The organism is Pseudomonas sp. LBUM1643 (assembly GCF_059716215.1).
Genome location: NZ_CP166813.1, coordinates 2810253 through 2829553, shown reverse-complemented (window position 1 = coordinate 2829553; position 19301 = coordinate 2810253). Strand labels below are relative to the sequence as shown.

Below are 19301 nucleotides of genomic sequence, written 5' to 3'. Positions count from 1 at the left end.
AATAAGCCTGGCGCTTGATGTGTTTGGCTGAGCGCCCGCGAACAGACGCTCAACCCTGCACACCAGAGGCCCGGCAGACTTGAACCTGTCTGCCGGACCTGTTGCATCAGGCGCTCTGGCGTTCGTTCCAGGAATCGGAGTGGATGATGTTGCCGTCCTTGTAGGTCCAGGTGACCTTTTCGTAACGCAACTCAACCTGTTCCAGGTGGTTGTGCTTCTCCTTGGCCGGGTCCTTGACGTCGTGCATTTTTGGCGCGACTTTCACGACCTTTACGTTTTCCAGCTTGGTGATGAAGTACTCGACCTCCTCGCCGCCTTCATCAATGCGGTACCACTTGAACTCGGCGCTCTTGAGCGTCTGTCCGGTGGTCACCGCCTTGTAGAGATACGGACTGGATGAGTCGATTTCCTTGGTAAAGAGGAACGGGGTGTGCACCCGCGTCCCGGTCAACTTGCCCGTGTTGTTGTCGGTCGGGATATAAAGGCTATGGTCCTGGGCGACCACCTCAATACTCCCCTGACGTTTCTGTACGTCCACCGACCCTTTGATGTCGGCGCCGCCGTCATCTTTCAGCCACAGGTAAACCGGAATTGCCATGTGAAACTCCTTTTCTTGGATGAATGTCGCGTAGGGCGACAGGGGGTTGCAGGTCTGGTCCCGCCGTGGGGAACTCGCACGCCCCCACTTCCGGCACCAGACGGATATCGACGCGACGGTTGGCCGAGCGTCCGGCTTCGGTGTCATTGCTGGCGATGGGTTGGCTTTTGCCAATGCCCTGAACTGCAAAACAGTTGTCTGGGATGCCACCCATTTGGCGCATCCAGTCGTGCACCGCCGAGGCGCGGTCTCGGGAGAGCTTTAGATTGTGATCGTCACTGCCAACGGCGTCGGTGTGCCCGGTGATGACAATCAACCAGCCAGGCTGAGCCTTGATGTCGTTCAAGGCATCGATCAGTACCTTGGTCGACTCAGGCTTGAGTTGTGCGCTACCGGTGCGGAACAGCGACAGGCTGTTCAGCCGCACCGGCCTGGGTGCTCCCACGGGCATTGGTCCCGCCGAGAGTTCACGGTGACCGGCAATCGTCGACAGCAGCCGGGCTCGCAGAATTTCACCGCGATACAGCCCTAGTCCTAATGCAAGTGGCTCACCTTCCCGGTAGTAACTGTCCAGACGCGCTGCGTCCTCGCGTAGAGCACTCAATGCCTCTTCACGCAGGACAAAACCGGGCCTGTCACGGTGCTCTAACGGCGCAATGGTCGTGTAACGGCGCAGGTCGTCACTGACCTGGCGTAGCAGCAACGTGTTCTGCCAGGCGGAGCTGGCCAAGGCCATGACACCTGCGGCGGTGAACAACCACATGGCGATCACACCGGCGCGATGCACTGGAGATCGTTGAACCTTCGTGGGAAGCAAATGCAGCAAGGGGTCGGGAAACGGCAGAGACGTGCCGACCGCTGGCGCGTGTTCTACTAGCGCACCCTTGTCACGCAGCCATTGCTGCCACAGGTTGCCTTTCACGCTATGGGGCAATGCCGGCACGAGCGTGATCGCACTGACCGTCGGCGGGCCGACAGCATGGCGTTTATAGGCCGTCAAATGTGGCATGACGTGATCAGCCAGCCAGGCCGCTGCACTGTCGAGTTGCACGCTTGTCTGGAAGCGATGGGTCGTCGCCACGCCGTTGAAAATTTGACGTTGCCATTCTCCCAGGCTGTGGCAAGCGCCGGCCTCGTAAACACGTGAATTCGATTGGCCTGATTCCCAGCTGAACCAGCGACCCTCGCCTCGTGAGGCTTGCAGATAGCTCACCAGCAGAAGCGGCAGCGCCAGGCCGTGCTTGCGACTCTGTGCCCACTGATAGCTGAACGCATGCACCTGCCCGGCCAGCATCGCGGCATCAGTGTGTTCAGCCGGGTTGGCAACGAACATCACACTGAGCTGACCGCACCATTGCGGCCGCACGGCCATGATGCTGTCGGTCAAGTGCGGCAGTTGCTCCAGATGAGATACCCGCAAATAACATCCGTGTTCGGTCACGCGTAGCGCGGGTTGTTCGTCGGCTGTCGCACCAAACAGGCCATCCAGGCCGTCACCGCACACCAGTATTACGGGCTGGCGGTAAGCCGCTGGAGGCAGCGTCAATCTGTGCGCAAACTCCAGGCGTTGGCGCTGGCGCGAAGCCCGACGTACTGCCTGAATCCAGGCGAGCGCGACGCCACACATCACCGTCAACGCCGTGAATACCTGTCCCCAGCCTGCAAGCGGGAGAAAGGCCAGCAGCGCCAACGCAAGCGCACCAGTCCACAGCAACAGTGCTTTTTTGAGTTTGAGCGTCATTTGCTCCTCACGCCTCGACCGATGAGAGCGAGGCGATGACGCCATTCAACAGATGATCCAGCCCCCACCAGACGCCCACGAGCAGCAGGCTGGCCGCCAGTACATGAGCCAATGGCGAACGCAACCAGTAAAACGCCTTCATCCGGCGCCCCACATTAATGTGGGTCGTTAACGTATGACTGAGTTTCAAAGGCGCTACACGGGCTGCCAGGGCAACTACCAGTTGTTCACGTTCGGGGTCGTTCTCATCACGATAACGGCCCTGAAAACCGAGCATCAGCACTCGATGAAAGGCTGTCAGCACATGCAGGTCGGCCGAAGGTTCGCGCAGCACTTCGCGCATGTCTTCATACAGAAACTCACCGGCCTGATGACGGTTGAAAAACCTTGCCTGCAAGGGCTTGCGTGCCCATTTGGCATGGTCTTCATCCTTACCGCGACCCAGCACGGTTTCATCCAGCAAAGCGCATTGAGCATGGCTGATGTGGTCGATGCTGCGCGAGCTCAGGCCTGCCTCTTTGAGCAGGCGGCGAACGAGTTCGATCTGCTTGATGCAAAGCGCCGACAGTTTGTCTGTGTTCAGCGCGCAAGCCCCCTGTCGCAGCTCCACGACCAGCAGGTAGCTGTCCTGCAACAGGGCGTCGATATCCACGGACATCAACGTAGGGTCGTTGGATGGGTTCAGGTTCATGTGCGCAGCACCGCGAACAGTTCAAGCTTCACGTCGACCAGAGTGCTCGGGACGTAGAATGCACAAACCCCTGCCGCCAGCATGGCTTGCCCCTTGGGGTGGCTCAGATCAAGGGCGAAGTACTGGTTCTCCAGACGCAGGGGGATGGCCGCCGGCACGTGGCTGAGTGATTGCAACGGCACACCATCGAGCGCGGCGTTGATCAGATGATCGACATCATCCGGGGTACCGACCTTGCACAGGCGCGGGAACTGGCCTTGCAGTTCAACCGCTGGCAGCCGGCACCGCACGGAGAGATAGAAGTCCGCGCTATCACGTTCCCGCAGTCGGGCATCATTGAGGGTGACCTGCCAACGGTTGGCACTGCTGTTCTCCAATGTCAGTGCAACAACCCGCGAAGGAAGACTCGCCTCGAGCAGCGTGGAGATCATGCGCATCAACGGCGGGAACACCGCTTCCAGGTGCTCGTGCCGGTACGCGGGTATCTGGTCGAGATCGTGTTCCAGGGAAAAGGTCAGCAAGCCGCCGGCCAGCTTCGTCAATTCCAGGTAGACCTGCTCGGGATGTCGCGCGGGCCAGGCCTTGAAGTCCATCAGTACCGGTTGGTAGGTGTTCAGGGCGTTGAGTAACCAGAACAGCGATACGTCGGCCACGGCAAAGTCTGCCATGCGCTGGTTGCTCTCCCGGCGCATGCCCATCAGTCGTTGGCGCTTGGCAGCCAGCTGGGTCAGCAGGTTGTCGAACTGGACCAGCAAGCCAGGATGAGCAGCGAAGCTGAGCAGCGGCGGCACATAGGCTGGATCGAGGCTCCATCCGCCCTGCCCGTCGCGCACCAGACGTGCAACGGGACATGTCAGGTAATCGCCGTTCTCGTCGTGATCGAAGCGCAGGCTCAGCATGTGCTCCAGAACGGCGATCGATTGCACCTCGTCGGCATAAATGTCCTGCACATCACGCCAGGCCTGGCGATAGCGGATCGGCCGATCTGCCCTGGTGGCATCGAACAGGCAGTTGTTGCCATTGGCTTGTTCCAGTGGCAATGCCAACACCAATATCGGGTTCTGAACGTCATCGGGCAGCAGGCTGGTCAACTCCAGCCCCGGTGGCAGCCGGTCTATATAATCGGTATCGATCAAGGTGCCATCGGGCATGCGCAGGCACAGCTGAGTGGCTTTGAGCTTGCCCAATCGCAGTGCTTGCAGGTCAAACGCCACGGCCTGAACGCCCCAGGGATGCACCAGGGACAAATGCGCGAGTCGCTCGTTGGCCCAGGCTTCCCAGCGCGCCTGCTGCTGGAATTGCTGCGGAGACAACAGAGCCCCCGCGACCCATAAGGGGCGGTCTATCTTCATTACGTCGTTTCCCTACGAAGTGATTGGGGTCGAAGGGGCTTAGGCCTTCGCCTTGGGCATCTGCGAAACCAGGGACAAATTGACGTCCATGCCTTCCACCTGGAAATGCGGTACGGCATACAACTTGACGCGGAAAAAGCCTGGATTGTCTTCGATGTCTTCTACCGTGACTTTCGCATCGCGCAGCGGGTGCGACGCCTGCAAGTCGTCACCCGGATCCGTCATTTCAGTCACCAGGCTGCCGATCCATTTGTTCAGTTCCAGTTCCAGTAAACGACGATCCTTGGTCGTACCGATGTTCTCGCGCTGGATCAGCTTCAAATAGTGAGCAATGCGCGAGAGCAGGAAGATGTAGGGCAATCGTGCGTTGATCCGACTGTTGGCGGTGGCGTCCGCCGTGTCGTACAACGCCGGCTTCTGGGTCGAGTTGGCCGAGAAGAAACAGGCGTAATCGCGATTCTTGTAATAGGAGAGTGGAATGAAGCCGAGGTTGGCGAATTCAAATTCGCGGGTCTCCGGAATCATCACTTCCGATGGAATTTTCACCTGGTTCCCGGTACCCAGATCGTACAAGTGGATTGGCAACTCGGTGACGGCGCCACCCGACTGAGGGCCCCGAATCTGCACGCACCAGCCATTGGCAATAAAGCTCTTCACCATGTTTGCAGCGAAGGCAAACGAGGCATTGGTCCACAGGTACTTGTCGTGATCCGGCCCCTTGACGCTTTCGATGTAATTGAAGCTGCGCACTGGAATGGTGTCCGGGCCATAAGGCAGTCGGCCCAGCACGCGCGGCATGAGCAAGCCGATGTAGCGCGCGTCATCGCTATCGCGGAAGGCCTTCCACTTGATGTATTCCGCACGGTCAAAGTAGTTGCCGATGTCCTTGATGGCCGCAACTTCTTCCATCGATTTTTTGCCGAAAAAAGCGGGACCGACAGAACCTATGAAAGGCATATGCGCTGCCGCCGACACCTTGGAAATATTGCGCAACAGGGCAATGTCCTGTGGACTGCGGTCGAATTCGTAGTTGGAAATGGCCGCCGCTATCGGCTCACCACCCGGCGTGTCGTATTCCTGGATATAGGTATGAACATACAAACCACTCTGGGCGATTTCCGGTGCGTCCTCGAAGTCCTGGACCAGGTGATCCTTGCTGACATCCAGCAATTCGATACGGACGTTCTGGCGGAAATCCGTCTGATCGACCAACGATTTGACACCGCGCCATGTGGATTCCACTCGCTGGAAATCAGGGTGGTGCATGACAGCATCAAGCTGGCGGCTGATCTGTGCATCCAGCGACGCTATGTGTTCATCCAGTAGCGTCTTGTCCAGACGCTCGACTTTCTGCGCGGACTGTTTGAGCAGATTCATGAATACACTGACGGCAGCTGTTACCCGTTCATCGACAGAGGCTTCAGAAAGTGCTTCGGCATTTTGAAAAACTTCGATTCCGCCCAATGTTGTAATTGGACTGAGATTGATCTTGCCAAACAGGGCGCTATAAACGCCTTTGCTTTCTTCAGACAACACTGTAGCGCCGCGCGATTGCACGTTAGAACTTTCTGTGTTCATTACGAAAAAATTCCCTTTAAATAATCCGAAGTGAATTAACGACTTTCCTGGGGTGCCAAGGCGGCCAATTCAGCTCGCAGCTCATCACTCAGTGCATCATCTTTGAGGATGCGCTCCAGTTCGTGTCGAAAGGTGGCGTTGTCCAGCAAGTTCGACTTGAGGTCGCGCAACAGGTTGCGCATGGCCAGCAGTGCGCGCAGTTGCGGGATCTGCCGGGCCACCTGCTCAGGCTCGAAATCCTTCATGCTTTGAAAATTCAATTCGACCGGGCTTTCGGCGCTGTCATCCACGAGGGTGTTTTTTACCGCCAGCTTCAGGTCCGGGGAAAACTGGGCCAGTACGCTGTCGAAATTATTTTTGTTGATGCCGATTTTGGTGCGTTCCGAGATTACCCGCTGCTCTTTGCCGTTGCTGTAATCACCCATCACCATTAACTTCAATGGCAACTCGACTTTTTTCTGCGCACCGCCGGTATGCAAATCGAGTTTTATGTTGACCCGTGCCTTGGGCACTTCGTTTTGAAAACTGCTTGACGTCATCACCGCCTCCAGACATACACACGACAATCATTGCCGTGACAAAAATCCTTTCAGTGGCGCAAACGATGGACCATCCGACGCAGCCATTCCACCCTTCGGACAAAATCCAGAACATTCCTACGTAAAAATAGAAAACCCTGACAGACACCTCTGTCATTAGCGGCTGATGCGCACTGCTCCTACCCGTCACGGGGAACAAAACACTCTGCATCAGTTATTTATACTCAAATGCCAGCTTAATAATATTTTACCGATACCGGGGTGATCCCTAGTCTTGAGCCCAAGAGATGGCAGGCCATAACCGCCTGAATCCCACATCGAAGGGTAGAGAGATGACCACTGAAACAATAAAAACAGACACGCTGATTGTGGGCGCCGGTCAGGCTGGCGTGGCGATGAGTGAGCACCTGAGCAAACTCGGCGTGCCGCACCTGGTGCTGGAGCGCAACCGTATTGCCGAGCGCTGGCGCACCGGGCGCTGGGACTCGTTGGTGGCCAACGGTCCGGCGTGGCACGATCGCTTTCCCGGTCTTGAGTTCGACGACCTCAGCCCCGACGGCTTCGCCCCGAAAGAGCGGGTAGCCGATTACTTCGAAGCGTACGCAAAGAAATTCAACGCCCCCGTCCGTACCGGCGTGGATGTACTGAAGGTCGAGCGCAATATCGGACGTCCGGGCTTTACCATCGAAACCTCCGAGGGCGTGATCGAAGCCAACCGTGTCGTCGCGGCTACCGGGCCGTTCCAGCGTCCGGTCATCCCGCCGATCGCACCGAGAGACGTGCCGTTCCTGCAGATCCATTCCGCTGACTACCGTAACCCTGCGCAGCTGCCCGAGGGTGCCGTGCTGGTGGTCGGCGCAGGTTCGTCGGGGGTGCAGATCGCCGATGAATTGCAGCGCGCCGGCAAGAAGGTCTACCTGTCTGTGGGCGCACACGATCGCCCTCCTCGCGCTTATCGCAACCGTGATTTCTGCTGGTGGCTGGGTGTGCTCGGCGAGTGGGATCAGGCGGCCATGAAGCCTGGTCGGGAACACGTGACCATCGCGGTCAGCGGTGCCCATGGCGGGCGCACGGTGGATTTCCGGGGGCTGGCCCATCGCGGGATGACGCTGGTAGGGCTGACCCAGGCGTTCAATGGAGCGGTGGCGACCTTCCAGCCGAATCTGGCCGATAACCTGGCGCGCGGTGACGAGAACTACCTGGCGCTGTTGAATGCTGCTGACGCCTACATCGAACGCAATGGCCTGGACCTGCCGGAAGAGCCAGAGGCGCGGCACACGTTTCCGGACCCGGAATGCGTCACCCACCCGATTCTGGAACTCGACCTGGCCAAGGCCGGCGTGACGTCGATCATCTGGGCCACCGGTTTCGCCACAGATTACAGCTGGCTGAAGGTTGATGCCTTCGATGACCACGGAAAACCACAGCATCAGCGCGGTGTCGCCAGCGAGCCAGGCATTTATTTCCTCGGCCTGCCGTGGCAATCCCGTCGGGGTTCTTCGTTCATTTGGGGCGTCTGGCACGACGCCAAATACGTGGCCGATCACATCGCCATCCAGCGTTCATACCTGGACTACCACGATGCCGCTCAACGTCAGGCCGAGCCACTTGCGGTCGCGGCTAAAACGCCGGTCAGTGCTTAATTCTTTCTTCAGGAGCCACACATGTCCACGCCAACCCATACCCGTATTCGCATGTTCAACACCAAGGAAACCTACCCAAACCAGAGCCTGGACAACGACCTTTGCCAGGCCGTACGCGCCGGCAACACGGTGTATGTCCGTGGCCAGGTCGGGACCGACTTCGAGGGCAAACTGGTCGGCCTCGGTGACCCGCGCGCGCAGACCGAACAGGCGATGCGTAACGTCAAGCAGTTGCTGGAAGAGGCCGGCAGCGACTTGAGTCACATTGTTAAAACCACGACCTATTTGATCGATCCGCGTTATCGCGAGCCGGTGTATCAGGAAGTCGGAAAGTGGCTCAAAGGTGTGTTTCCGATTTCGACCGGACTGGTGGTATCGGCGTTGGGGCAGCCGCAATGGTTGATGGAGATTGATGTGATTGCGGTGATTCCTGAGTAATCGGGAGGACCGAGTTGCGGCTATCGCGAGCAAGCTCGCTCCCACAGGGTAAGTCGTCGTGCACACATTTTGTGGCCGCTGCCAATCCCTGTGGGAGCGCGCTTGCCCGCGATGGCGCCCTTTCAGACACGCACCCGTCAGGGCTATAACCAAGGAATCAAACCATGACCTTCTCCATCGCCGCCCGTTGCCCCGAAACCGGCCAGTTCGGCATCGCCATCAGCTCCTCCAGCATCGCCGTCGGCGCCCGCTGCCCATGGCTGCTGCCCGGTGTCGGCGCGGTCTCGACGCAGAACATCACCCTGCCCTCCCTTGGCCCGGAAACCCTCGCCCTGATGGAACAAGGCCTGGCGCCTGCCGAGGCGATGGACAAGGTGCTGACGCGCAACGGTTACAGCCAGTACCGACAGATCACCGCCATCGATCATCTCGGCCGCACCGCGCATTTCAGCGGCAGCGAGACCCTGGGCAATCACAATGCCGTATCCGGTGAGCAGTGTGTCGCGGCGGGAAACATGCTCGCGGACCGCGCCGTCATCGAAGCGATGGTCAACGCGTTCGAGCAGGGCGAAGGTCAGCTGGCTGACCGCTTGCTCGCCGCCATGAACGCCGCTATTGCAGCAGGCGGTGAAGCCGGACCGGTGCATTCCGCCGCAATGGTAGTGGTCGGTGAGCTGACCTGGCCGATCATCAACCTGCGGGTCGACTGGGCTGATGAAAACCCGATCGCCGAACTGGAAAAACTCTGGGACGCCTATCGACCGCAGGTACAGGACTACATCGACCGCGCCCTCGCGCCCGACAAATCCCCAGGCTACGGAGTCGCCGGAGACGATCGATGAGCACCAGCCTCGACTTGCTGAAAACCCTGGTGGCGTTCGATACCACCAGCCGCGAATCAAACCTGCACCTGATCGAATTCGTGCGCGATTACCTCGCGGATTTTGATGTGCCCTGTGAGCTGATCTACAACGAACAGCGCAGCAAGGCCAATCTGTTCGCGACCATCGGCCCTGCGCAACTGCCGGGCATTGTCTTGTCCGGGCACACCGATGTAGTGCCGGTCGATGGCCAGCCGTGGACCCTGCCGCCCTTCGAGCTGACCGAGCGTGACGGCAAGCTGTACGGGCGTGGCGCAGCGGATATGAAAGGCTATATCGCCTGTGTGCTCGCCCTGGTTCCATCACTGGTGCGGGCCGACCTGAAAAAGCCGGTGCACATTGCGCTGTCGTACGATGAAGAAGTGGGTTGTCTGGGCGTTCGTTCGTTGCTGTCGGAACTGGAAAAGCGCCCGGTCAAACCGATGCTCTGCATCATCGGCGAGCCGACCGAGTTGAAGCCGGTGCTGGGCCACAAAGGCAAGCTCGCGATGCGTTGCGATGTTCATGGCGAGGCCTGTCATTCCGCGTATGCGCCGCTCGGGGTCAACGCGATTGAATACGCCGCCGAGTTGATCAGTGAACTGGGCCGGATTGGCCATCGCCTCAAGGCGCCCGAGCATCACGACGTTCGTTTCGATCCGCCCTTCAGTACGGTGCAGACCGGTGTCATTTCCGGTGGGAAGGCGCTGAACATCGTGCCGGCGGATTGCCGCTTCGACTTCGAAATTCGCACCCTGCCTTCCCATGATCCCAGTGACGTAGCGCAGGAACTGCAGGCCTTTGCCGAACAGCAAGTGCTGCCCCGTATGCGCGCGGTGAGTGAGCAGAGCGAGATTCGTTTCAGCGAGTTGTCGGCCTATCCCGGCTTGGCGACTGATGCGCACAGCGAAGCGGCTGAGTTGATTGCTGCATTCTCCGGTTCCCGAGAGTTCGGCACCGTGGCGTTCGGGACAGAGGGCGGTCTATTCGACGCGGCAGGCATACCCACCGTCGTCTGCGGCCCCGGCAGTATGGATCAGGGGCATAAACCGGACGAGTTTGTCAGCCTGGAACAATTGAATGGCTGCGACGCGATGCTGCAACAGATGCTGCGATCAATCAGCAACTGATTAATCAACACCACTCCCTGTAGGAGCTGTCGAGTGAAACGAGGCTGCGATCTTTTGACTTTGCTCTTGAAAAACAAGATCAAAAGATCGCAGCCTCGTTTCACTCGACAGCTCCTACAGGGCACCGCGGTGCTCGCAAAAAAGGGGACCAAATTTAGGGATTTCGCAGCCGTGTGACCCCGCTGAAAAATACCGGACCCACCTGATCCACGGGCATACTTTTTTTAACGTCTGTAGCAACAAACTTACTAATTTATCTCTCTCCCCCCACCGCCCATCATCACTCCAACAAGAAAAGCGTCGTTCGCGCGGCGCTCACCGAAGTACGAAAACGTACTCACTTTGCCTTGGAGTTCGTCATGGTCACCTGCGCAACAACGTCCGCCCCGCTCATCGAAAAACACACGATAGGATACGTGCCACCCGAAGATCGCCATGGAAAGACAAGGGACCTGTTCACCCTCTGGTTCGGCGGTAACATCGCGCCGCTGCCCATCGTCACCGGCGCCCTCGGCGTGCAGCTGTTCCACCTGAACCTGGTGTGGGGCATCGTCGCTATCCTCGTGGGTCACCTGGTCGGCGGCGTGCTGATGGCGCTGCACTCGGCGCAAGGCCCGCAGATGGGCATACCGCAAATGATCCAGAGCCGTGCGCAGTTCGGTTCACTCGGCGCGCTGCTGGTGGTGCTGATCGCCGGCATCATGTACATCGGCTTCTTCGCGTCCAACATCGTCCTTGCCGGCAAGTCCCTGCACGGTGTGGTCGATACCATTCCGGTACCGGTGGGCATCGTCATCGGCGCCGTGGGATCGGGCATCATCGGCATCATCGGTTACCGCTTCATCCACGTGCTCAACCGCATCGGTACCTGGGTACTCGGCGCCGGCATCGTGCTGGGTTTCGGCTACATCTTCACCCACGTACAGACCGCCGACTTCCTCACTCGCGGCAGCTTCAACATCTCGGGCTGGCTGGCCACTGTTTCCCTCGCCGCGCTCTGGCAGATCGCCTTCGCGCCGTATGTTTCCGACTACTCACGCTACCTGCCGGCCGATGTACCGGTGGCAAGGACCTTCTGGACCACGTACCTGGGCACCGTGCTCGGCTCCAGCCTCTCGTTCATCTTCGGCGCCGTCGCGGTCCTCGCCACGCCGGTCGGCATGGACACCATGGACGCCGTCAAACTCGCCACCGGTTCCATCGGCCCGTTGATGCTGGTGCTGTTCCTGCTCAGCGTCATCAGCCACAACGCCCTTAACCTCTACGGCGCCGTGTTGTCGCTGATCACCCTGGTGCAAACCTTCGCCTACCGCTGGATCCCCACGGCCAAAAGCCGCGCCGTCATCTCGATCATCGTCCTCGCCGGCTGCTGCTTTGCCGCTGTCGGTGCCTCGGCGGATTTCATCGGCCACTTCGTCGACATGGTGCTGGTGTTGCTCGTAGTCCTGGTGCCGTGGACCGCGATCAACCTGATCGACTTCTACGCGATTCACAAAGGCAAGTACGACATCAACTCGATCTTCCAGGTGGATGGCGGGATTTACGGACGATACAACCCGCAAGCGTTGTTGGCGTACGCGATTGGCATCGTGGTGCAGATTCCGTTCATGAACACGCCGCTGTACGTCGGGCCGATTTCGGAACATATCAACGGGGCTGACTTGTCGTGGTTGGTGGGCCTGTTGATCACTTCGCCGCTCTACTATTGGCTGGCAAACCGTGACACGGCGTACAAGCGTCGCCTGTCGAGCGGAAAACTGGCGAACGCTTTGTAAGGGAGAGCTCGTCGATTTCAAGTAAAAAAAAACCCGCACGACGATGCGGGTTTTTTTGTGCTTCGAGACTTGGGAGTGTCACCCATCAAGCCATCAAGTGCGCCCGACAGACCCTGTAACCGGTAGATTGCCCAACAACTTCAGCCCGGTACTCTTCACGAACGTGTCGTAATCCATCGGCTTCTCGATACGGGTTTCAGCGTTCGGTAACACGTAGGCCCAGGCACGTTTGGAGGATGCGTCGTAAACCAGCTTGAACAGGCGAGTCGGGACCCAGACCTTGTTGTTGCCGATGGTGGTGTGGCCTTGGTCAAACAACGGGCCGGTAAAGACAAACACATTGCCATCGGCGCGCTTCGCAAACTTTCTGACGTCCGATTCGACTTTGCTCCAGATCTTCCGATTGTTCGTCGGGTCCTGCGGCACCATGTTCGACAGCGCGAAGGATTGAGCCATGGCATTAGGGCTCGGTGCATCGGCGGCCGGCGATTGGTGCCCACGGTCCACGGCCGGGTGTTGGCTGCGATAGTCGCTCAACTCTGCCCGCCCGCTCTTGGGGATACGCGGATCCGGGTAGAACTGGTTGGTGCGCTCCTCGCCTTTGGCGTCCTGCAACAGGGCTGAATTGAGGCGTTCGACGACGACCATCGGCGTCTTGCTGGTTTGCGAGTACAGCACCGCAAAGTTATCGGAACACAGGGCCAGGGGTTTCATGGTTGCAGGTACGGTGGCGAGATTGATCGGTTTCGCCGCCGGAAACAGGTCTGCACAGCCATCAAAAGAGGCCTGTTTCTGTTTGTTTGAATAGAGGTCCAGCGCCGAGTTCTGATTGATCGAACCCGAACGGGACGTGTGTTGCTGGTGCTCGGCGGGCGGTTTAAGGAGATCAAACAGGCTGCGGGCTTGCGCGCCGTTCGAGAGCAAAACAAGGGCCGACAGCCCAACTGCAATTTTGCGAAGGTTCATGCTTTGAATTCTTTGTATTGAATAGAGGAAAAACGTGCGGCGAGTCGCGATTCACCGAGACTCAATGAGGCAGTGGCTAGTTACATTGCGGCGAGCATCCTTTCACTTTCCTTGATCAAACCACCGAAGTAGAACCGGTCGGCTCCAGGCAGGAGGACCGCTGACGATCTGCGGGAATTATTGACCGTGACAAGTCAATTTAGTGCTGAGGCGTACTTGCATCTTAATCGCCAAGACGGTCCTGGCCTACGACACACCCAGCCTCGGGCCCGTCCGCGCACTGGAACGCTTCCGACCAGACTTCAAGGCGCTTTCTGAACGACTGACTTGCGACCCAATCTGCTACATTCATGCCCCAATTTCTCAACAAGGAGTGTTCGTCCATGAAATTCGGCTATCTGATCATCTACGTCGCTGACGTTCCCGCCTCACTGCGATTCTTCGAAACCGCATTCGGCCTCACCACGCGCTTTCTCCACGAATCCAACACCTACGGCGAACTCGAAACCGGTGACACCGCCCTGGCCTTCGCCGCCGATGAGCTCGCTGCCATGAACTTCAGCAGCGGCCACGTTTCGGCCCACAGCTCGATCAAACCGCTGGGCATGGAAGTCGGCCTGGTCACCGAAGACGTCACCATCGCCCATGCCAAAGCCCTGAACGCAGGTGCCATCGAAATAGCCGCCCCGCTCCTCAAACCCTGGGGTCAGACGGTCTCTTACGTTCGCTGCCCGGACGGAACGCTGGTGGAACTTTGCACACCAGTAAATTGAACCCTGCGCGCCTCAGGCCACCTAACTGAATGACTATCAGGAGGTGGCTAATGCAAATCGAAACGATCTGGATCGTACTCGCGGCAGTTCTGGTGCTGGTCGAGTTGTGGGCGATTAATCGGGTGCGTAAAGCCGAGGGGAAATCGAGCAACAAGCTGGTGTGGATAGTGGTAATCGTGTTTGTGCCGCTGTTTGGGCTGGTAGCGTGGGCGCTGGCAGGGCCGAAGCACACGGCTCAGAATCCGCATTCGCCGCAGGCCAGGCAGTAGCGCAGGGACGGGACTTAACTTAATTCTAAGATTTCGAAATCTTTATAAAACAAAGCCCCGAAAACTCGGGGCTTTGTTGTTCCGGGCAGCCACAGGTATGCAGCCAATCAATGTAGGAGCTGCCGAAGGCTGCGATCTTTTGATTTTGACGTCCGAAAATCGCGTAGGAAATTACCCATGTCGGTGAGGGAACTCGCTTCCGCTGGGCAGAGAAGCCGCCCCAACCCCGCCGAAATCCTAAACGTGCCCACATCCTGTAGCAGTTGGCGAAGCCTACGTTCGGCTGCACAGCAGCCATCAATCCAGTATGCAAGGTTCATCTGACAAAAACGAATTCTGACACTACAACTGCTAAGCATCGAATTGCAGTCTCGACCATCACCGCAAGAACCACCTGACGTCCTACACACCCGTTTGCAGACGGAAAAACTGCCACATATAGTTCGCCCCGTCGCTGACAGTCGTTAGTGGCGGGGTTTCGCAGCCCTAAAAGAAGACACCGAGTATCGTCACTTCCTCGACACAGTCGTTGTTCGTCTGTGAATTGGATATGACGGTTGTGATTCATCTTTCTAGGACTAAAAATCATGACAAACCAAAACCCGCCGCGCCGCTTCACCCCCATGTCCCAATTCGCCTCCGACTACCCCGTCCTCCTCATCGACAGCGACGCCCCGCTGCGCGAACTACACAACTGCGTCAGCGAACGCCTCAACGCCGTCCTCAAATACCTCCACCTGATGGCCTGCACCGGCCACCCCGATGCTGCCGAAGACGACATCAACACCGTGACCAACATCGCCCGGATCCTGGTCCAGGATGTGAGCGACGTGTTTCGGGTGATCGAGCAGCGGGGGATTGATACGCCACAGGGGCAGTGAAAAACTCCAGTCGAAAAAAAACCCGTCTTTTCGCGGGCTGTTCACTTAAGCGGCAGGCATACATTTGTGGAGAGGGGATTTATCCCCGCTCGGCTGCGCAGCAGTCGCAAACCTGCAACCGCGGTGTATCAGGTACACCGCGTGTGATGGTTTGACGACTGCTGCGCAGCCGAACGGGGATAAATCCCCTCGCCACAGGTACGGTGCCGCGTACAGGTAGGCGTCCGGTTTGATATCAGAAGTTAGCCGGGGTGTTGGCGCTGATGATTTCTGCTTCGTCCTGGCCGATGTTGCGAAACCGATGCGGCAGCGTTGTCGGGAAGTAGTAACCGTCACCCGCATTGAGAACACTAATCTGGCCGTCTACCGTCAGCTCAACCGTACCCCGCGTAACCAGCCCACACTCCTCGCCTTCCGAGTGCACGATCGGCTCTTCCCCCGAGCTCGCCCCTGGCGCGTATTGCTCGCGCAACAATCGCATCTGCCGGCTTGGCACCGAGGCCCCAATCAACAGCAACCGCAGGCCATGGCGGCCGAGGTCCGGCTGTTCGTTGGCGCGGAATACGTACTGATGTTCACGTGGTGGCTGATCAAAGGTGAAGAAATCCGCCAGAGACATGGGAATGCCTTCGAGCAGTTTTTTCAGGGAGCTGACGGAGGGACTGACGCGATTTTGCTCGATCAGGGAGATGGTGGCATTGGTGACGCCGCTACGCCGGGCCAGCTCGCGCTGGGAGAGTTTGTAGCTTTCGCGTACTAGTTTGAGTCGTGAGCCCGTGTCCATGACAGCCTTATGTGAGGAAAACTTAAGGGTTATGGGGGTGGATGGCGGGCGACTTTTGGCCGCGAAGGTACCGCTTCCCTGTCCCGGAAATTTGAAAGTCGGGTATTAAATCACGTTTGGTGGTGTTGCTCAGCAGGTTCGATGAATGGGTGGGTGAAATGGCGGTCCCTGGATGTCAGTCGGGATTGATGGCGGCTGGTATGGACTCTTCGCGAGCAGGCTCACTCCTACAGTTTGGTCCCGGTTGGCCGTGGATTTTTTGCTCAAACTGGATCTCTGTGGGAGCTAGCCTGCTAGCGATAGCGGTGTGTCAGCTACATCAATAGCGGCTGATATGGCCTCATCGCGAGTAGGCTCGCTCCCACATTTTGATCGCTGGTGTGGCTTAGATCCCGAATCGATCGCGCAGCGCGTAATACGCGGCGCCCATGGCGGTGAGCGGGGCCTGGAAGGTGCGGCCGCCGATCATTGGCATGTGCGGGAGCGAGGCGAACGCGTCGAAGCGTTCGGCGTCGCCGCGGATCATTTCCGAGATCAGTTTGCCGGCCAGGTGCGAGCAGGTGACGCCGTGGCCGCTGTAGCCTTGCATGTAGTAGGCGTTTTTCTCGATACGGCCGAACTGCGGCATGCGCGACATGGTCAGCAGGAAGTTGCCGGTCCAGCGGTAGTCGATTTTCACGTCCTTGAGTTGCGGGAAGGTCTTGAGGATCTTCGGCTTGATCAGTTGTTCGATGTCGTCCGGTTCGCGGGCGCCGTAGACCACGCCGCCGCCGTACAACAGGCGGTTGTCGGCGGTGAGGCGGTAGTAGTCGAGCAGGTAGTTGCAGTCTTCGACGCAGTAGTTGTTTTTGATCAGGCTGCGCGCCACCTTTTCGGACAACGGTTCGGTGACGACGATTTGCGATCCGCACGGCATGCTTTTACGCGTGACGCGGCTGTCGAGGTCTTGCGGCAGGTAGGCGTTACCGGCGATCAGCAGGTATTTGGCGCGGACCACGCCTTTGGCGGTGCGTACGGTAATCGGTTCGCCGTAGGTGATTTCCACTGCGGCCGATTGTTCGTAGATCTTGCCGCCCAGGCCGATGATGGCCGAGGCTTCGCCAAGGGCCAGGTTCAGCGGATGGATGTGGCCGCCCTGCATGTCGAGCAGGCCGCCGACGTAGTTGTCGCAACCGACTTCGCGCTTGATGTCGGCCGCATCGAGCATTTTCAGGTTCTTGTTGCCGTAGCGTTCCCAGCTGCTTTTCTGCTCGGCCAGGCCTTTGAGTTGCTTTTTGTTCAGCGCAGCAAAAATGCCACCGGGCTTGTAGTCGCACTGAATGTCGTAGTGTTGTATGCGCTGACGAATGATGTCGGCGCCTTCGAAGATCATGCTGCCGAGTACTTCGGCGGTTTTGTCGCCGTAGCGCTCTTCGATCACATCGACGTCGCGGCTATAGGAGTTGACCAGTTGACCGCCGTTGCGACCGCTGGCACCGAAACCGACTTTGGCGGCTTCGAGCACGGTGACGCTGTAGCCGGATTCAGCCAGGAACAGCGCCGAAGACAGGCCGGTGTAGCCGGCGCCGATGATGCAGACGTCGCAGTCCACGGCCTGTTCCAGCACCGGGAAATCACCGGTGAAGTTGCGGGTGGCGGCGTAGTAGCTGTTTACATGGGTTTGTTTCATAGGTTTCTCCGAAGGTCGCAAGCAAGCCTGCGACCGCCGTTGTAGAAGTATTAGAGCTTGATCCAGGTCGCTTTGAGTTCGGTGTATTTATCGAACGCGTGCAGCGATTTGTCCCGTCCATTACCCGACTGCTTGTACCCGCCGAACGGCGCGGTCATGTCGCCGCCGTCGTACTGGTTGACCCAGACACTACCGGCGCGCAAACCGCGCGCAAAGGTGTGGGCCTTGCTCAGGTTGCTGGTCCAGACGCCGGCGGCCAGTCCGAAGATGCTGTCGTTGGCAATGGTCAGGGCTTCTTCGACCGTGTCGAAGGTGATCAGCGACAACACTGGGCCGAAGATTTCTTCACGGGCGATGGTCATGGCGTTGGTGACGCCGTCGAAAATGGCCGGTTCCACGTACAGGCCGCCGGTGTCTTCGAGGGTACGGCTGCCGCCCGCGATCAGTTGCGCGCCCTGGTCTTTACCGACCTGGATGTAGCGCAACACGTTGTCCAGTTGACGCTGATCGACGACCGCGCCAACCGTGGTTTCCGGATTCAGAGCGTGCCCCGGTTTCCAGGCTTGCAGCGCTTCCACCAACAGCGGAATGAACTGCTCGCGAATCGAGCGTTCCACCAGCAAGCGCGAACCGGCGGTGCAGACCTCGCCCTGGTTGAAGGCGATCGCGCCGGCTGCGGCTTGTGCCGCCGCGCGCAAATCCGGCGCGTCGGCGAACACCACGTTCGGACTCTTCCCCCCTGCTTCGAGCCAGACGCGTTTCATGTTGCTTTGGCCGGCGTAGATCAACAGTTGCTTGGCAATCGCGGTCGAGCCGGTGAACGCCAGAACGTCGACGTCCATGTGCAACGCCAGCGCCTTGCCGACGGTGTGACCGAAGCCTGGCAGCACGTTGAACACACCTTTCGGGATGCCCGCATCCAGCGCAAGCTGGGCGATGCGGATGGCCGTCAGTGGCGACTTTTCCGACGGCTTGAGGATGAACGAGTTACCGGCTGCCAGGGCTGGAGCGAACTTCCAGCTGGCCATGATCAGCGGGAAGTTCCACGGCACGATGGCGGCGACCACACCTGCCGGCTCGCGGGTGATCAGGCCGAGCTGGTCGTGGGGCGTGGCGGCGACTTCGTCGTAGATCTTGTCGATGGCTTCGGCGCTCCAGCGGATCGCGTTGGCGGTCGCCGGGATGTCGATGTTCATCGAGTCGTTGATCGGCTTGCCCATGTCGAGGGTTTCGAGCAAGGCGAGTTCTTCCTGGTTGGCCAGGATGAGGTCGGCGAAGCGGATCAGGATGCGCTTGCGCTCGGCCGGGGCGAGATTGGCCCAGATGCCGGATTCGAAGGTGCGGCGCGCGACGGCGACTGCCGCGTTGGCGTCGGCTTCGTCAGTGCTGGCGACGTTGGCCAGGAAACGGCCGTCGACCGGGCTGATGCATTCGAAGGTGTCACCGCTGAGTGCCGGGCGGTATTGGCCGTCGATGAAGGCGCGGCTTTCTATTGTTAGGGACTGGAAGCGTTGCTCCCAGTCGCTGCGAGTGTTTGTCATTGTTGTGACTCGACGCAGGGGAATAGGTGATCGTCAGGCTGGCACCTGTCTTTTAAAACCTGGAATGCAATCC

At 58.8% G+C, this 19301-nt stretch carries 18 protein-coding genes; 8 read left to right on the top strand and 10 right to left on the bottom strand.

Annotated features, from left to right (window positions below):
- Positions 1-106: 106 nt before the first annotated feature.
- Genes ACA063_RS12830 through tssB form a run of 6 tightly spaced genes read right to left on the bottom strand, consistent with a single transcriptional unit; the run spans position 107 to position 6499 of the window.
- Positions 107-598: an Hcp family type VI secretion system effector gene (locus ACA063_RS12830; RefSeq protein ID WP_162438494.1), complete on the bottom strand. Its 492-nt coding sequence runs from the start codon at positions 596-598 to the stop codon at positions 107-109.
- The gene (locus tag ACA063_RS12825) at positions 564-2339 is read right to left on the bottom strand and encodes an OmpA family protein (RefSeq protein ID WP_497666161.1); all 1776 of its coding nucleotides are present in this window, start codon (positions 2337-2339) and stop codon (positions 564-566) included. Before ACA063_RS12825 ends, ACA063_RS12830 begins: the two co-directional genes overlap by 35 nt.
- Positions 2340-2346: 7 nt before the next feature.
- The gene (tssL, locus tag ACA063_RS12820) at positions 2347-3030 is read right to left on the bottom strand and encodes a type VI secretion system protein TssL, short form (protein ID WP_497666160.1); all 684 of its coding nucleotides are present in this window, start codon (positions 3028-3030) and stop codon (positions 2347-2349) included.
- Positions 3027-4382: a type VI secretion system baseplate subunit TssK gene (gene tssK / locus ACA063_RS12815; protein WP_497666159.1), complete on the bottom strand. Its 1356-nt coding sequence runs from the start codon at positions 4380-4382 to the stop codon at positions 3027-3029. Before tssK ends, tssL begins: the two co-directional genes overlap by 4 nt.
- 39 nt (positions 4383-4421) lie before the next feature.
- Positions 4422-5960, bottom strand: coding sequence for a type VI secretion system contractile sheath large subunit (tssC, locus tag ACA063_RS12810; protein ID WP_162438490.1), 1539 nt, complete (start codon positions 5958-5960; stop codon positions 4422-4424).
- Between the two features lie 35 nt (positions 5961-5995).
- Complete coding sequence (tssB, locus tag ACA063_RS12805) at positions 5996-6499, bottom strand: type VI secretion system contractile sheath small subunit (RefSeq protein ID WP_162438489.1); 504 nt, start codon at positions 6497-6499, stop codon at positions 5996-5998.
- A gap of 332 nt (positions 6500-6831) precedes the next feature.
- On the opposite strand from tssB, the gene ACA063_RS12800 reads away from it, so the two are divergent.
- The 5 genes from ACA063_RS12800 to ACA063_RS12780 all read left to right on the top strand — a co-directional run bounded on the left by ACA063_RS12800 (position 6832) and on the right by ACA063_RS12780 (position 12345).
- Entirely contained in the window at positions 6832-8142 is a 1311-nt protein-coding gene (locus ACA063_RS12800; RefSeq protein ID WP_497666158.1) for a flavin-containing monooxygenase, read from the top strand.
- Positions 8143-8163: 21 nt separating this feature from the next.
- Entirely contained in the window at positions 8164-8580 is a 417-nt protein-coding gene (locus tag ACA063_RS12795) for a RidA family protein (RefSeq protein ID WP_201202981.1), read from the top strand.
- Between the two features lie 164 nt (positions 8581-8744).
- Complete coding sequence (locus ACA063_RS12790; protein WP_497666157.1) at positions 8745-9422, top strand: DUF1028 domain-containing protein; 678 nt, start codon at positions 8745-8747, stop codon at positions 9420-9422.
- Positions 9419-10570 carry an acetylornithine deacetylase gene (gene argE / locus ACA063_RS12785; protein WP_497666156.1) on the top strand — a complete coding sequence of 384 codons (1152 nt, stop codon included), beginning with the start codon at positions 9419-9421 and terminating at the stop codon, positions 10568-10570. Before ACA063_RS12790 ends, argE begins: the two co-directional genes overlap by 4 nt.
- Before the next feature lie 359 nt (positions 10571-10929).
- Positions 10930-12345: a purine-cytosine permease family protein gene (locus ACA063_RS12780; protein ID WP_497666155.1), complete on the top strand. Its 1416-nt coding sequence runs from the start codon at positions 10930-10932 to the stop codon at positions 12343-12345.
- 93 nt (positions 12346-12438) lie between these two features.
- On the opposite strand, the gene ACA063_RS12775 is transcribed toward ACA063_RS12780, so the two are convergent.
- Complete coding sequence (locus ACA063_RS12775; RefSeq protein ID WP_497666154.1) at positions 12439-13311, bottom strand: DNA/RNA non-specific endonuclease; 873 nt, start codon at positions 13309-13311, stop codon at positions 12439-12441.
- 383 nt (positions 13312-13694) lie between these two features.
- Here ACA063_RS12775 and ACA063_RS12770 point away from each other — a divergent pair, with 383 nt between their 5' ends.
- The 3 genes from ACA063_RS12770 (at position 13695) to ACA063_RS12760 (ending at position 15234) form a co-directional block, all read left to right on the top strand.
- Complete coding sequence (locus tag ACA063_RS12770) at positions 13695-14084, top strand: VOC family protein (RefSeq protein ID WP_497666153.1); 390 nt, start codon at positions 13695-13697, stop codon at positions 14082-14084.
- Between the two features lie 50 nt (positions 14085-14134).
- Positions 14135-14353, top strand: a complete 219-nt coding sequence (locus ACA063_RS12765) for a PLD nuclease N-terminal domain-containing protein (RefSeq protein WP_497666152.1) — start codon at positions 14135-14137, stop codon at positions 14351-14353.
- 587 nt (positions 14354-14940) lie between these two features.
- A complete protein-coding gene (locus ACA063_RS12760) occupies positions 14941-15234 on the top strand; it encodes a fructose-bisphosphate aldolase (protein WP_497666151.1) in 294 nt (97 codons plus the stop codon).
- A 235-nt stretch (positions 15235-15469) separates the two neighbouring features.
- On the opposite strand, the gene ACA063_RS12755 is transcribed toward ACA063_RS12760, so the two are convergent.
- From ACA063_RS12755 to ACA063_RS12745, 3 genes are all read right to left on the bottom strand, one after another.
- Positions 15470-16018 (bottom strand): cupin domain-containing protein, encoded by a 549-nt coding sequence (locus tag ACA063_RS12755; protein WP_028623608.1) that lies wholly within the window; start codon positions 16016-16018, stop codon positions 15470-15472.
- A 385-nt stretch (positions 16019-16403) separates the two neighbouring features.
- Complete coding sequence (locus ACA063_RS12750) at positions 16404-17687, bottom strand: NAD(P)/FAD-dependent oxidoreductase (RefSeq protein WP_497666150.1); 1284 nt, start codon at positions 17685-17687, stop codon at positions 16404-16406.
- 50 nt (positions 17688-17737) lie between these two features.
- A complete protein-coding gene (locus tag ACA063_RS12745) occupies positions 17738-19228 on the bottom strand; it encodes an aldehyde dehydrogenase (protein ID WP_497666149.1) in 1491 nt (496 codons plus the stop codon).
- Positions 19229-19301 lie beyond the last annotated feature (73 nt).